General features: G+C 75.8%; 9 protein-coding genes. 2 read left to right on the top strand and 7 right to left on the bottom strand.

The annotated features are described in order from the left end of the window. Positions 1-21: 21 nt before the first annotated feature. Entirely contained in the window at positions 22-834 is an 813-nt protein-coding gene (locus IFT90_RS15155) for an HAD-IIA family hydrolase (protein WP_123548538.1), read from the bottom strand. 163 nt (positions 835-997) lie between these two features. Between IFT90_RS15155 and IFT90_RS15150 the strand changes: the two genes are divergently transcribed. Next, on the top strand, positions 998-1,633 hold the full coding sequence (locus tag IFT90_RS15150) for an RNA methyltransferase (RefSeq protein ID WP_192043080.1): 636 nt from the start codon (positions 998-1,000) through the stop codon (positions 1,631-1,633). Here IFT90_RS15150 and IFT90_RS15145 read toward each other — a convergent pair. Continuing rightward, positions 1,630-3,819 (bottom strand): acyltransferase family protein, encoded by a 2,190-nt coding sequence (locus IFT90_RS15145; RefSeq protein WP_192043042.1) that lies wholly within the window; start codon positions 3,817-3,819, stop codon positions 1,630-1,632. The genes IFT90_RS15150 and IFT90_RS15145 overlap by 4 nt on opposite strands. 135 nt (positions 3,820-3,954) lie before the next feature. Between IFT90_RS15145 and IFT90_RS15140 the strand changes: the two genes are divergently transcribed. Then, a complete protein-coding gene (locus IFT90_RS15140) occupies positions 3,955-6,246 on the top strand; it encodes an acyltransferase (RefSeq protein ID WP_192043041.1) in 2,292 nt (763 codons plus the stop codon). 49 nt (positions 6,247-6,295) lie between these two features. Here the strand turns inward: IFT90_RS15140 and IFT90_RS15135 are convergent, their stop codons facing one another. Genes IFT90_RS15135 through IFT90_RS15115 form a run of 5 tightly spaced genes read right to left on the bottom strand, consistent with a single transcriptional unit; the run spans position 6,296 to position 12,051 of the window. Next, positions 6,296-7,690 carry a hypothetical protein gene (locus IFT90_RS15135; protein ID WP_192043040.1) on the bottom strand — a complete coding sequence of 465 codons (1,395 nt, stop codon included), beginning with the start codon at positions 7,688-7,690 and terminating at the stop codon, positions 6,296-6,298. After that, the gene (locus IFT90_RS15130; RefSeq protein WP_192043039.1) at positions 7,687-8,919 is read right to left on the bottom strand and encodes a hypothetical protein; all 1,233 of its coding nucleotides are present in this window, start codon (positions 8,917-8,919) and stop codon (positions 7,687-7,689) included. The genes IFT90_RS15135 and IFT90_RS15130 overlap by 4 nt, the downstream gene beginning before the upstream one ends. Then, a complete protein-coding gene (locus tag IFT90_RS17680) occupies positions 8,916-9,980 on the bottom strand; it encodes a glycosyltransferase (RefSeq protein WP_192043038.1) in 1,065 nt (354 codons plus the stop codon). Before IFT90_RS17680 ends, IFT90_RS15130 begins: the two co-directional genes overlap by 4 nt. Then, positions 9,977-10,573, bottom strand: coding sequence for a low molecular weight phosphatase family protein (locus tag IFT90_RS15120; protein ID WP_192043037.1), 597 nt, complete (start codon positions 10,571-10,573; stop codon positions 9,977-9,979). The genes IFT90_RS17680 and IFT90_RS15120 overlap by 4 nt, the downstream gene beginning before the upstream one ends. Continuing rightward, the gene (locus IFT90_RS15115; RefSeq protein WP_192043036.1) at positions 10,570-12,051 is read right to left on the bottom strand and encodes a polysaccharide biosynthesis tyrosine autokinase; all 1,482 of its coding nucleotides are present in this window, start codon (positions 12,049-12,051) and stop codon (positions 10,570-10,572) included. Before IFT90_RS15115 ends, IFT90_RS15120 begins: the two co-directional genes overlap by 4 nt. Positions 12,052-12,141: the final 90 nt, after the last annotated feature.

Raw genomic sequence — 12,141 nt, 5'->3', positions numbered from 1 at the left:
CCGGCGCCGGCGCGTGTCGAGCTAGAGCTCGCTCGGCACCGTGTCGGTCTCGAGCGGCTCGGCGCGGACCAGCTCGTGCACGCCGCTCAGCACCTCGTTCGGGCGGAACGGGTAGCGGTCGATCTCGGCCTGGTCGCTGATGCCGGTCATCACGAGGATCGTGTGCAGCCCCGCCTCGATGCCGGCGACGACGTCGGTGTCCATCCGGTCGCCGATCATCGCGGTGTTCTCGCTGTGCGCGCCGATGCGGTTCATCGCCGAGCGGAACATCATCGGGTTCGGCTTGCCGACGACGTAGGGCGACTTGTTCGTCGCGGCCGTGATCATCGCGGCGATCGCGCCCGTCGCGGGCATCGGGCCGTCGGCGCTCGGGCCGGTCGTGTCGGGGTTCGTGACGATGAAGCGGGCACCGCCGAGGATCAGCCGCACCGCCTTCGTGATCGCGTCGAACGAGTAGTTGCGGGTCTCGCCGACGACGACGTAGTCGGGGTCGGTCTCGGTCATGATGAAGCCCGCTTCGTGCAGCGCGGTCGTCATGCCGGCCTCGCCGATGACGAAGGCCGAGCCGCCGGGCATCTGCGAGCGGCAGAAGTCGGCGGTCGCGAGGGCGCTCGTCCAGATGCGCTCCTCGGGCACGTGCAGGCCCGAGGCGCGGAGCCGCGCGCTCAGGTCACGCGGCGTGAAGATCGAGTTGTTCGTGAGCACGAGGTACGGCGTGCCCTCGTCCTGCCACTGCTGGATCAGCGCGGCGGCGCCGGGCAGGGCCTGGTTCTCGTGCACCAGCACGCCGTCCATGTCGGTCAACCAGCATTCGACCTCGTCGCGAGTACCCATGGGCACACCTTACTGAGCGGAGGTGGCCGCAGGAGGCGCGCTGACGCGGACGCAGGAGGCGCGCTGCCGGTCGCCCCGCCGCCCTACGCTGGCCGTCGTGACCGACGAGCCCCGCGACCCCGAGCCCGATCCCCACCGCGACCCCGCCGCCGATCCCGCAGGCCTGGTCGGCGAACCCGTCGCGGAGCCCGTCGTCGCGCACGGCGTCGGCCCGTGGCCCGGCGGCGAGGCCGCCTGGCCGACGGGCGACCACTGGGACGAGGAGCTGCTCCGCGACGGCGACCGGCGAAACGTCGTCGACCGGTACCGCTACTGGTCGCTCGACGCGATCGTCGCCGACCTCGACCTGGTGCGGAACCCGTTCCACGTCGCCGTCGAGAACTGGCAGCACGACATGAACATCGGCTCGATCGTCCGCAGCGCGAACGCGTTCGCGGCCGAGGCGGTCCACATCGTCGGGCGCAGGCGCTGGAACAAGCGGGGCGCCATGGTGACCGACCGCTACCAGCACGTGCTGCACCACCCGGACGTCGCCTCCTTCGTCGCCTGGGCGCGGGGCGCCGGGCTCGTGGTCGTCGCCGTCGACAACGTCGCTGGCTCGGTGCCGCTCGAGACGACCGCGCTGCCCGAGCGATGCGTCCTCGTGTTCGGCCAGGAGGGGCCGGGGCTCAGCCCGGAGGTGCTCGAGGCGGCCGACCTCGCCGTCGAGATCTCGCAGTTCGGCTCGACCCGGAGCATCAACGCCTCCGCCGCCGGGGCGGTCGTCATGCACGAGTGGGTGCGGCAGCACCGGTTCTAGGTCGACGGAGGCGGCGGCGTCGCGTCGAGGAGGCGGTCGGCCAGGAGGTCGCGGGTCGCCAGCGAGGTCGCCTCGGTGAGGTGCGAGCGGTCCAGCCGGACGAGACGGCCGCCCAGCACGGCGGGGCAGCGCCCGTCGGCGCAGAACCACGGCGTGACGTCGACGTGCTCGACCCGGGGGCCGGCCGCGGTCGCTGCCGCCTGCTCGGCCGCGACCTGTGCGCGCTGGGCCGCGGTGGTCGTCGTGACGCACGCGCCGGGGCTGCCGACCCGGACCGCGCAGTCGCGCACGGCCTGGCCCGCCGGAGGGGCCCCGAGCAGGACGACGCGCGGCGTGGTCGCCGCGAGCCTCCGCAGGGTCGACTCCGCCGCGTCGCGCCACTCGCGCTCGGCCGCCTCGGGCCCGACCGCGTCCGCGCGGCGGGCGAGCACGTTGACGCCGCCCGAGACGACGACGAGATCGGCTCCGGAGGCGGCCGGCAACGCGGCCATCGCCTCGCGGTCGGCCGAGCACGCGTCCTCGAACCCGGGATCGTCGTAGCGCGCGGTCGGCGGCAGGTCGACGGGCGTGCAGCCCGCGAAGGCGAGGGCGACGACGGCCCAGCCCTCGGGGACGAGGGCCGCCGCGATCCCGCTCGTCCAGCTGGCGGCCACGGAGTCGCCGACGACGACGGCGGTGCGCTCGGCGTCGTCCGGGCCCCACCGGCAGGTGCGGGCCCCGTCCGGGCTGGGGGTCGGGTCGTGGCGGCAGCCGGTGTGCGGGTCCATCGCCGGGGCGAGCGAGGTCGCGAAGGCCGAGTCGATCTCCGACCTCTCGGCCGGCGACCAGGTGTCCGCCTCGAGGGCGGCGAGCACGGTCGTCCCGGGGTCCCGCGCGGGGAGGGGCGGCACGTCGCCCCCGCCGGGGGGCTCCGAGGCGAGCCCGAGCACGGAGGCCAGCGCCGACGGCTCGCCGAGCTTGGTGGGGGAGCGGACCTGGGCGGCGGAGGACACGACGACGAGGACCGCCACCACGGCCGCGACGGCGAGGCCGGGGCGTGCGGCACGGGGAGCGCGGGCTCCGGCCGCCACGCGCCCCTGCCCCGGCGGCCGACCGGGCGCCGCCGTCGGACGTGCTGCCCCAGGGCCGCGCAGGGCGGGGCGCTCCACCCAGCGGTACGAGGCCGCGCTCAGCACGAACGTCAGCGCCACCGAGGCAGGGACCCGCCACCAGGAGTCGACGAGGGCCGAGCCGACGACGGCCACCGGGAAGTGCCAGAGGTAGATCGAGTACGACCGGCGCCCTGCCCACACCGCCGCGGGGGCGCAGAGCAGCCGCGGCGCGCCCGGCAGGTCGGCCGAGCCGAACGAGAGGACCAGGGCCGTGCCGAGCACGGCCGGCAGCGCGCCGGGCCACGGGAACGCGGCCAGGGGCTCGGTGAGGAGGAGAGAGCCGAGGACCAGCAGCATCCCCAGGCTCGTGGCCCGGGCTCGCCAGGCGACGGTCCGCACGGCGACGAGGGGCACCAGGGCGCCGCAGGCCGCGCCGACGCCGATCTCCCAAGCCCGGCCGAACGGGTCGAAGTACGCGGCCTCGATGGAGGTCGCGGTGAGGTGCCACGACCAGGCGGCCGAGGCCACGGACGCGACGAGGGCGGTGCAGCCCACGACCAGGCGCCTCCTCGTCGCGTCGCGTCGCCGGACGGCGGCGAGGACGAGCACGACGACGAGGGGCCAGACGACGTAGAACTGCTCCTCGACGGCGAGCGACCAGAAGTGCTGCAGCGGCGAGACCGGCCCGTCGTGCTGCAGGTAGTCGGTGCCGGCTGCGATGAGGTGCCAGTTGGCGCTGAAGGTCGCGGAGGTGACCGCGTCGAGCAGCACGTCGAGGGCCCGCGGCGTCGACCAGACGGCGAAGGAGGCGGCGACCGTCGCCCCGAGGACGGCCCCGGCGACCGGCAGCAGTCGGCGGGCGCGGCGGACGTAGAAGGCCCCCAGGTCGACGAGGCCGGTGCGGTCGTGCTCGTCGAGCAGGAGGCGGGTGATGAGGTAGCCCGACAGCGCGAAGAAGACGTCGACCCCGATGACCCCGCCGACCGGGACGAAGGTCAGGTGGTAGAGCACGATCACGGCGGCGAGCCACCCTCGGAGCCCTTCGAGCTCGGGGCGACGAGTGAGCGGACCGACCGTTCTGCGGCTGCGAGGCATCAGGCATTTATACCCTCCGGTCCAACCTGGTGCAATATGAGTTCCACAGGTAGGATTCCGGTACGACGTCGGCGGTCAGGGCCGGCGCTGACGGTCCCTCGAGCCGGGCGACGACCTCCCGACCCGAAGGCCCCCATGACGACCAGCTCCCGCTCCTCGTTCCGACCCGACGTCGAGGGGCTCCGGGCGCTCGCCGTGCTCGTGGTCGTGGCCGAGCACCTCGTCGGCTGGCCGTCCGGCGGGTTCGTGGGTGTCGACGTGTTCTTCGTCGTCTCCGGCTTCGTCATCACCTCGGTGCTGCTCGCCGAGCTCGACGCGACGGGGACCGTCTCCCTGACGGCGTTCTACGCCCGTCGCGCCCGGCGGATCCTGCCGGCCGCCGGCGTCGTGCTCGTCGCCGTCGTCGTCGCGGCCTGGGCGCTGTGGCTCGCGCCGCGGGCCTGGGCCACCGTCCTGGACGCCCTCGCGTCGGCGGCGTTCGTCGAGAACTGGCACCTCGTGGCGCTGGGCACGGACTACCTCGCCTCCGACGGGGCCGTGTCGCCCCTGCAGCACTTCTGGTCGCTCGCCGTCGAGGAGCAGTTCTACCTCGTCTGGCCCCTGCTCGTCATCGCCGTCGCCGTCGTCGTCCGCCTCCTGCGGCGGCCCGGAGCGACCCCGGCGCTGCTCGGTGCCGTGTTCGGGGTCGTCCTCCTGGTGTCGGTCGCCTGGTGCGCGTGGCGCACGGGCGTCGCGCCCGCCGCGGCGTACTTCGACTCGGTCGGACGCACCTGGGAGCTCGCGGCGGGCGGCCTCGCCGCGCTCGCCGCCCCCGGGGCGCGCCGTCTGCCCCGGGCGGCCCGCCGGGTGCTGACCCTGGCCGGGCAGCTCACGATCGTCGGCTCGGCCCTCGCCGTCGGGTGGGCCCTCGCCGGCCCGGCCGCGGCGTTCCCGTGGCCGTGGGCCCTCCTGCCCGTGATCGGGACCGTGCTCGTCGTCACCGCGGGCTCGGGGACGCTGGGCCCGGTCGAGTCGGTCCTCGTCTCCCGGCCCGCCCGGTGGGTCGGCCGGCGCTCGTACTCCCTCTACCTCTGGCACTTCCCCGTCATCGTGTTCGCCGCCTCCCTCGGGCTCGACGGCCCCGGGTGGGTCGTGGCCCAGCTCGCGCTGACCGTGCTGCTGACCACCGCCTCCTACCGGCTCGTCGAGCAGCGCGTGCAACGGTCCGGCTGGCTGCGCGGGGCTGCGGACCCGACGGGCGGCAGCTCGTCCGTGCGCGACACGGCTGCGGTCCCCTCCTCGGCGGTCGGACCTGCCCCCGTCCGTGCGGGCTCGCCGACGACGGCACCGAGGAGGCGCGGCGCACGAGGGCCCGTCGCCCAGGTCGCGCTCGCCGTCGTCGTGGGGACCGTCGTGGTCGGTGCCTCGGCGGCACAGCTGCGGGGGCCGGCGTGGCTGATCGACCCGGCCGCCGTCCGCGCGGTCGCCTCGCCGGGAACCTCGGGCACCCCGGGCGGCCCGGCCGCCCCCGGCGCCTCGGGCCGCGTGGTCGGCGACCCGGCCTCGTGGTCGACATCGTCGCTCCGGGCCGCCCTCGACGGCGCCGTTGCCGGTGCGGGAGACGTGCCGACGGCCGTGCTCGAGGGTGCGTTCTCGTCGGCCTCCGCGCCGCAGATCGGCCCGGAGGGGTGCCGCTACGACGTCGGGACCGACCCCGCACTGGTCGAGCCGTGCGTCACCGGGCCTGCCTCGGCCGAGCACGTGGCCGTCGTCGTCGGCGACTCGATCGCCCTCAGCTGGATGCCCGCGGTCGTCGAGGCCCTCGGCCCCGACTGGCGCGTGCTCGGGCTGGGCGTCGGGAGCTGCTCGACCGTCGAGGCCCGGTTCCACGGGGGCGACGGCGGCACCGCCTTCGCCGACGCGTGCTCCGAGAGCCGGTCGCACCTCGTGGACTTCGTCGAGCGCACCGCGCCCGATCTCGTCGTCACCTCGTCGAGCGCCGCCGGGGTCGATCGGCTCCTCAGCGGCGCGACGGGGGCGGAGGCGGCAGCCGAGTGGCGGAGCGGCACGACGTCGGGCGTCGAGCGGCTGTCCCGTGCCGGCGGCGGTGCTCGCGTCGTGCTGCTCGGAGCACCCCCTCGGGGCGCGTCGCCCGCGGCCTGCGCCACGAGGGCGACGCGCGCGGCGCTGTGCACGACCGAGGTGGAACCGCGATCCGAGGCGGCGGCGCGGGCCGAGGCCGCCGGGGTCGCCGACGCCCGTGCCGCCGGCGTCGACGTCGTCCGGGTCGACGTCGAGCCGTGGTTCACGTCGACGGACGGGCTCGTGCCCGTCACCGCGGGGCCCCTGCTCGTCCGGTCGGACGCACAGCACCTCACCGAGCAGATGTCGCGATCGCTCGCCGGCCTCGTGAGGCCGCACCTGCGGGGGAGCGCGCTCGCCCGCTGAGGCGGTCTCCTCGCGCGGCACCGTGCGGCGCGACGCAGTGCGGCGCGGGTCAGGCTCGCGAGGCGGCTCGTCGTCCGGTGCGTGGGCGGCTGTCCACCTTGTCGGCCTCGGACGGATCGTCGGCCTCGTCGGCCTGGTCGGCCTGGTCGGCCTCATCCGCCTCCTCGGCCTCGCGGGGAGCGTCCGCCCGGTCCGCCTCCTCACCAGGCTCTGCGCCCCAGCGTCGGTCGGACAGGCAGACGACGACGGCCAGCAGCAGCACCATCGTGGTCATCTTGAACGCGTCGAAGGTCATCAGCCCCGAGGTGAAGACGACGAGGCACGCGCGGACGTCGCGGCCGCCCCGGATCGCCGAGACCACGAGGGCGGCGACGACGAGGCCCGCCCCGAGGACGCCCTGCGTGGCGAGCGACGACAGCAGCTGGTTGTCGACCACGTTGAAGCCCGTGCCGAAGAAGTAGCCCTGGGCGAACAGCCGACCCTCGCTGCCCTCGCCGCTGCCGAAGAAGGCCTCGAGCGCGGGGCGGCCGACCAGTCGGGGAACGGCGGGGAAGTGCCCGGCCCGGTTGAGGAACGAGCCGGAGGACAGCAGCTCGTCGGTCCGCTGCGCGATCTCCGTCCACGACACGAGCACGACGGCGACCGCCGCGGCCGCGAGGATCGACCCGCGCTGCCACGTCGCCGATCGGCGCGAGCTCACGAGCAGGTAGGCGAGCGCGATCACGGCGGCGACGACGGCGCTCCGCGAGCCGGCCAGCACGAGGCAGGTGCCCAGCAGGACGAGCGCCGACCACCGGGGGCCGGGCGCGCGTCGGCGCCAGGTGGTGAGCAGCAGCACGAGGCCCACCATGAGCAGGGTGCTGTACGGCAGCGCGTGCGACATCGTCCCCTGCACCCGGACGGCGTCGCCGCCGAGGAGGTGGTTCTCGTTCCACAGGCCGCGTCCGGTGGCGTAGACCTTGTAGCCCCAGAGCAGGGGCTGGCCGCGCACGACCTCGACCAGGCCGGCGAGCCCCTGGAGCACGGCGACGACGACGACGCCGTCGACCAGTCGACGGCGGTCGGCGGATCCGGCCTGCGCCAGCACGACCACGACGAGCCCCGCGAGCAGGGTCGTGCGCAGCACGAGGCCGAGCCCGGGCGGGTAGGCGACGAACGTGGTGACCGACGCGCCGACGAACACGGCGACCAGCAGCACCGGGCCGGCGGCGACGCGCAGGCCGCCGGGCGGTCGCGGCGACGCCGCCGTGAAGAGCAGCAGGACGAGGCTCGCGACGACGACCGCGTCGCACACGGCCTGCGGCACGAGCGGGGACCACGCGAAGCAGTGCAGGCCGAGCACGAGCGCGACGACCGCGCCCCGGAGCGCGTCGCCGCGGACGACGGCCGCGAGCACGAAGAAGGCGGGCACCGCGAGGACGCCCGCGAGGGCGGCGAGCATCACGAGGCCGCCCCCTGCACCGAGACGATCCGGAGCGTGGCGACCAGGGAGGCGCCCTGCACGGCGACCCCGACCGCCTCGGCGAGCACGAGGGCGGAGACCGCCCCGACGGCTCCGCCGACGAGCCCGCCGAGGGCCAGCGCGGGCAGGCCCACGACGGCGGCGGCCGTGACGGCCGTCGTGATGCGCGGGGCCTCGCCGACGGAGACGAGGCCGAGGGCCGCGCCCCGCGACACGGACATGACGAGCAGCAGCACGGCGACGGAGGCGAGGAGGTGCGGGTCGAGATCGACCGTGCCGCTGAACAGCACGGGCGCGACGACGGGCATCGCGAGCACGAAGCAGACGGCGGCGACGGCCCCCGTCGCCGTGGTGAGGGCGATCGACACGGCGACCCGGCGCGCCCTGTCGTGCTCCGGCGACGAGCCGAGCCAGTTCTGCAGCCGTGCGGGCAGCGCGCCGAGCACCGCGAAGCCCATGCGCATGGGGCGGTCGGCGCCCGAGAACGCGGCCACAGACGCCGGGGCGACGAGGCCCAGCACGGCCGCCGGGAGCATCGTGTAGACCGTGCTGATCGCCCGGCCGCGGAGGATCGTGCCCCGGGAGCGGACGAGGCTCGGCACGCCGCGCAGGGCAGCGCCGGACGGGAGCAGCGGGAGGCGGCCCACGGCGGCGGCGATCGCGACGCTCGCCACGGGCACGGCCAGGAGGACCAGGCCGTAGGCGACGAGGTCGGCTCCGGCGCTCATCGCGGCGGCCGCGGCGAGGAGCAGCAGCACGCGGGGCAGGGCGTCCGAGACGAGTGCGGCGCCCGGGCGCCCGACGCCGACGAAGTACCAGGCGGGCGACGCGGCGCCGGTCAGCACCGTGCCGGCGGCGACCAGGGCAGCGGCCAGGGCGTGGTCGGCGACGACGAGGCCGGCGGCCACGGCGCAGACCGGCGCGACGACGGCCGCGGCCGCCAGCTTCGCGGCCTGGCCCGCCTGCCAGAGCGCACGTCGTCCGTCGTCGTCGGCTCGAGCGACGGCCTGCACCTGGTCGAGCGACCAGCCGAGCTCGGCGACGACGTGCCCGGCGCCCCCGACGGCGAGGGCGACCGCGACGGCGGCCCAGCCGGACGCTCCCGCCGTGGTCGTCACGGCCGGGATCACGAGCACGGGCGCGACGGAGGCCACGAGCGGCGCGAGGACGAAGAGGGCGAGATGGCGGGCCTGGGCCGCGGCGCGCCTCATCGGGTCGCGACGATCGCGAGGGAGTCCCAGCCGCGCCGGACGACGGCGGCCAGCCGCTCGTCGACGTCGGGCACGGCCCGGGAGGCCGCCGCCGGGTCGACGGCGCAGAGCGCGTCGGCCACCGACGCGGCCGACCCCGGCTCCGTCGTGACGAGCAGGGCCCCGGCGGCCGGGGCGATCTCGACGAGCGCCGGCGAGTCGGCGGTGACGACGACGCGCCCCGAGGCGAGGCCCTGCCAGACCTTGTTCGCGATCACCGAGCGTGCCTTCTCGGACGAGCCGAAGATGCCGAGGACGACGTCGGCCGCCGCGATGAGCCCGGCGAGCGCCGCCTCCGGGACCGGGTCGACGAAGCGGCAGAGGTGCTCGATCCCGAGGAGCCGCACGGCGCGTTCCGTGGCGTCGCGGGTGCCGCCGTCGCCCACGAGGGTGAGGCGGACGTCGCGCCGGCCCTGCGTCAGCGCCAGGGCCGCCACGACGACGTCGAGCCCGTGCAGGGGGATGTAGTTGCCGTACCAGAGCACCTCGAGGGTGTCGCCCGGCGCACGCGGCGGGGTGGGGACGGCCCACTCGGGCGCGCCGACGGGCAGCGACACGACGCGCGTCCCGGCGGCCGCCCTGCTCGTGACGGCCCGGCGGGCCCGGACCTCGGTGTCGACGAGCCAGACGTGGGCGGCACGGAGGGCGAGGTCGTCCTGGAGGCGGAGGAGGCGGGCGCGCAGCGACCCGGGCCGGACCCGGCCCCAGTCGCCGACCTCGGTCTCGTGCAGGCCGACGAACCCGTCGACCACGACCGTGGAGCGGGTCAGCCGCCCGACGAGCCCGACGTACGGCGCGTGCGCCAGGCGCAGCTCGCTGAGCACGACCACGTCGTGGCGCAGGGACTCGCGGACGAGCGTCGCCAGGTCGCGCAGGAGGCGCAGCGCGCGCGGGCCGCGACGGCTCGCCGTCAGCACGGTCACCTCGCACCCCTCGGCGCGGAGGTGCTCGCGGAGGCGGCGGTTGCGCGGGTAGGACGGGTCGTGCACCCGGTACTGGAGCACGCGCACCGGGCCGGTCACCGCGTGCCCGCCGACTCGCGCAGCCAGTGCGCGACGACGTCGACCGCGTGCACGATCTGCGTCACCGCGGCGGCGTACGCACGCTCGTCGCGGCCCCAGGGGTCGGGCACGTCGTCGAGCTCGGGCGAGGCCGGGGGCAGCGTCGAGCCGCGCTCGGCCACCGCGAGGCGGACGGCCTCCCGCAGCCTGCCCTCGACGTCGGGCGCGGCTCCCCGTGCCTCGGACGCGAGGCCGGCGCCGTGCTGCTCGACGACGCGGACGAGCTCGAGCAGCGTCATCGCCCGCCGGACGACGCGCGGGCGCAGCTCGATGGCCGCCCGGCGGTGCTCGCGGGCGAGGCCGAGCACGAGGTCGGCGGCCGCCAGCTGCTCGCCGGTCACCTGCGCGGCGTCGTGCGACGGGTCGAGCCCACGTGCGGACACGCTCGCGGCGATCGTCGGGGCCATCGGCTCGCCGACGACGGCACGGGTGCCGCCGCTCGACACGACGACGGGCAGCCCGGCGAGCCGGTCGCGGAGCAGCACCTCGGCGAGCGGCGAGCGGCAGATGTTGCCGGTGCAGAGCACCACGACGGCGACGGGCGCGGTCGTCACGGCGCCACCGGCCCGGTGGCCCCGGTCGTGGACCTGACGGCGCGCGAGACGTCGCGGCGGCCCGTCCCCGGGGTGCCGTCCACCGAGGCGGCCGCGACCGTGAGGGCGGGGGAGTCCCCGTAGTAGGAGTCGTAGGTCGTGTAGCCGTAGGCGTCCGCGCCCTTGGTGGGGACCATGGTCATGACGACGCCGAGGACCCGGCTGCCGACCCGGTCGAGCAGCCCGAGCGCCTGGGTGAGCTGTCCCCGCGTCGCGCGGCCCGCGCCGACCACGAGGATCGAGCCCGACGTCATCGTGCTGATGACGGCGGCGTCGGTGACGGGGAGGAGGGGCGGGGCGTCGATGATGACGTGGTCGAAGGTCGAGCTCAGCTCGTCGACGAGGGCGGCCATCGCTCGCGACCCGAGCAGCTCGCTCGGGTTCGGCGGCGTCGTCCCGGCGGCCAGCACCGTGAGGCGGCCACGCCCCCAGGGCTGCAGCACGTCGTCGAGCTCGGCACGGCCGATGAGGACGTCGGTGAGGCCCACCGTCCCGTCGAGGCCCATCAGCTCGGCGAGCCGCGGGCGCCGGAGGTCGCCGTCGACGACGACCACGCTCGCGCCCGTCTCGGCGAGGGCGATGGCGAGGTTCGCGCTCGTCGTCGACTTGCCCTCGGCGGGCAGCGCGGAGGTGAGCACCATGCTGCGCCCCCGCGTGTCGACGTCGAGGAACTGCAGGGCGGTCCGGAGGCCGCGGAAGGCCTCGGCTCGCGGGCTGCGGGGATCGGTGTGCACGAAGAGCGGGCGTGACCGGACGGTCACGTCGTAGCCGACCGCGCCGATGACGGCCGCGTCGGTCACCTGCTGCACGTCGGAGAAGCCGCGGACCTTGGTGTCGAGCAGGGACCGCAGGGCGGCCCCGCTCAGTCCGACGACGAGCCCGCCGAGCAGGCACAGGCCGAGCGTGGTCGCGAGCCGCGGGCTCGCCGGAGCGAGGGGGGAGGACGCGGGCTCGATCGTCTCGACCCGGACGGGCGTGGGCCCGCCGCCGACGGGCAGCTCGAGCTCGTCGGCGACGACCGTCGTGAAGCTCGACCCGACCGCGGACGCGATGCTGCGGGCGACCGCGGGGTCGTCGTCGCTCGCCGAGATCACGACGATGACCGTGTTGGCCGGCGAGGTGGCGGTGACGCGCTTCGCCAGCTCGGCCACGGTCGTGTCGAGGTCGAGCTCGTCGATCACGGGCTGGAGCACGCGGGCGCTCGTCGCGACGGAGAGGTACGACGTCACCTTCTGCTGTGCCGCGCTGCTGCCCTGCACGATGTCCTGCGCGCTCGACTGGTCGACGCCCTGCACGGACACGAAGACCTGGGTCGTCGAGACCCAGGAGGCCGGCAGGAGCAGGAGGGCCAGCACGCCCGCGGCGAGGCCGACGGCGACCCCGCCCGCGACGAACGACCAGCCCTTCCTGACGATGCGGACGTAGTCGGAGAGCTCCATGGGTGATCCTCGCTTCGGGGCGACGAGCCGGAGACGGCGGTCGTCCGACGCAGGGTGAGTGCTGTCACAATCTAACATTTCTCACATGTA

It is taken from the genome of Frigoribacterium sp. CFBP 8766 (genome assembly GCF_014841435.1).
Lineage (GTDB): Bacteria > Actinomycetota > Actinomycetes > Actinomycetales > Microbacteriaceae > Frigoribacterium.
The sequence above is the reverse complement of the archived record's forward strand: the minus strand, read 5'-3'. Positions and strand labels throughout refer to the sequence as shown.

Coding starts and splice junctions, on each gene's coding strand:
- IFT90_RS15155 (WP_123548538.1), bottom strand. CDS start 834: ATGGGTACTCGCGACGAGGTCGAATGCTGGTTGACCGACATGGACGGC.
- IFT90_RS15145 (WP_192043042.1), bottom strand. CDS start 3,819: ATGCCTCGCAGCCGCAGAACGGTCGGTCCGCTCACTCGTCGCCCCGAG.
- IFT90_RS15140 (WP_192043041.1), top strand. CDS start 3,955: ATGACGACCAGCTCCCGCTCCTCGTTCCGACCCGACGTCGAGGGGCTC.
- IFT90_RS15130 (WP_192043039.1), bottom strand. CDS start 8,919: ATGAGGCGCGCCGCGGCCCAGGCCCGCCATCTCGCCCTCTTCGTCCTC.
- IFT90_RS15115 (WP_192043036.1), bottom strand. CDS start 12,051: ATGGAGCTCTCCGACTACGTCCGCATCGTCAGGAAGGGCTGGTCGTTC.